Annotated in this window: 2 protein-coding genes; both read left to right on the top strand. The window is 23.3% G+C overall.

Going from position 1 to position 1,774, the window contains the following annotated elements; genetic code table 11:
• A partial coding sequence (locus tag BN899_RS07825) for a LytR/AlgR family response regulator transcription factor (protein WP_042274384.1) occupies positions 1-309 on the top strand: 309 nt, incomplete at its 5' end.
• Positions 303-1,724, top strand: coding sequence for an ATP-binding protein (locus BN899_RS07820; protein WP_042274382.1), 1,422 nt, complete (start codon positions 303-305; stop codon positions 1,722-1,724). The genes BN899_RS07825 and BN899_RS07820, both read left to right, overlap by 7 nt.
• Positions 1,725-1,774: the final 50 nt, after the last annotated feature.

The following is a 1,774-nucleotide window of genomic DNA, read 5'->3' as shown; positions in this document are numbered from 1 at the left end:
AAGTCCAATACATACAAGATTGACTCAAATGAAATAAAGTATATAGAAATTCAAAAAAAGGACATGTTAATACACACAATAAATAAGAGTTTTGATGCGAGGTATAGTCTAGAGAAAATAGAAAAGGACTTAAAACAAGATAAATTTGTAAGATGTCATAAAAGCTTTCTAGTTAATTTAAGTTATGTAGAAAATATAAAAACAAATACTTTAATATTAGAAAGTGGAGAAGAAGTACCTGTTAGTAGATATAGATATAAAGATGTTAAGGAAAGATTTTTAAAATTTCTTGGTGATACAATATGCTAAATTTTATAGGGGAGTTATCATTAGCTTTATCAATAGTTATACGTTTTATTATACTAAAAGGCATATTAACCTATAAAAAAGAAGGTAGGGAAAATGAAAAAATTGTATTTTATATTTTATTGTTATTCATATATATTATAGCTAGACTGTCTAATATATATGAAATTAATGGTAGTAATAGAAATTATTTAGTTGATAGCATAATATTTATTGTCTGGGGAGTATACTATGTCTATTTTTATAAGATAGGATATGTTAAATATATAATTTCATTTTTTTTATTTAATGTATATTATGACTTATTTAAAGAGGTTGTATATAGACTTTTACATATTGGAATTACAGGTTACTCTATATCATCTGAAGGAGCCCTTTTAGTATCTAATTTTGATAGGGCAAAAATTGGGATATATAGTTATATATTAATAATATTTATTTATGCGATACTTGTATTTATTAATAATCGTTTACAGCTATTTAATAGCGAAAAAAGAAATTATATATACTTGACCCTTGCTTTACTAGTTAATACAATTAATATAATTGGAAGATATACAACGACACTTTATCCTATAGGGAATAATTATACTATAAATGCGATGTTATTTAAATGGAGGAGGTCAATACCGGCGTTACACGACGAATGGCATTATTTTGATCAGTTGGTAGTTCCAAAGCTAGTATTAGCTAGTAGTATTATTATTATAATATTATTTAGAAGGATAATAAAAGAGAATAAATTAAAATCTCAAAGTGAATTAATGAAAAATAAATTAGATATGCAATATGAATATTACTTAAGTATTCAAGAGTCTCATATGAAGGTTAAAAAGCTTTATCATGATATAAATAATCATATTTGTACTATAGACAATCTTAAAAATAATAGTAAAGAAGTTAATGAATATGTAAATAATTTAAAAGATGAAATTAAAGAATTCAAATCAACTTATAATACAGGAAACATGATATTAGATATTATAATAAATGAAAAAAGTGAACTATGTACAAAGAAGGGAATTAAGTTTATTTGCGATATAAACTTTTCAAAAGTTAATTTTATAAAACCAATAGATGTATCCAGTATATTTGCTAATATTTTAGATAATGCAATAGAAGCATGTGACAAAATATGTGACGAAAACATTAATAAATATATTAGGATTAAAGGAACTATAAATAAATCATTTTTTGTACTTAAATGTGAAAATAGCAAAGTTAATAGTATTAAAATTAATAAAAATATACTATTAACAGACAAAATGGATAAATTCATGCATGGAATAGGAATTCAAAGCGTTAAATCTTCTTTACAAAAGTATAACGGAGAAATATTATTTGAAGACAAAAAAGACAAATTTACACTAAATATATACATACCACTTAATAAAAATACTGACAGTTGGGTCGATTAACCTACTAGTTGGGGCATATATATTGATACTAAAAAATAAGGATGTTATCT

The sequence above is a fragment of the Faecalimicrobium dakarense genome (genome assembly GCF_000499525.1).
Lineage (GTDB): Bacteria > Bacillota > Clostridia > Peptostreptococcales > Peptostreptococcaceae > Faecalimicrobium > Faecalimicrobium dakarense.
The sequence above is the reverse complement of the archived record's forward strand: the minus strand, read 5'-3'. Positions and strand labels throughout refer to the sequence as shown.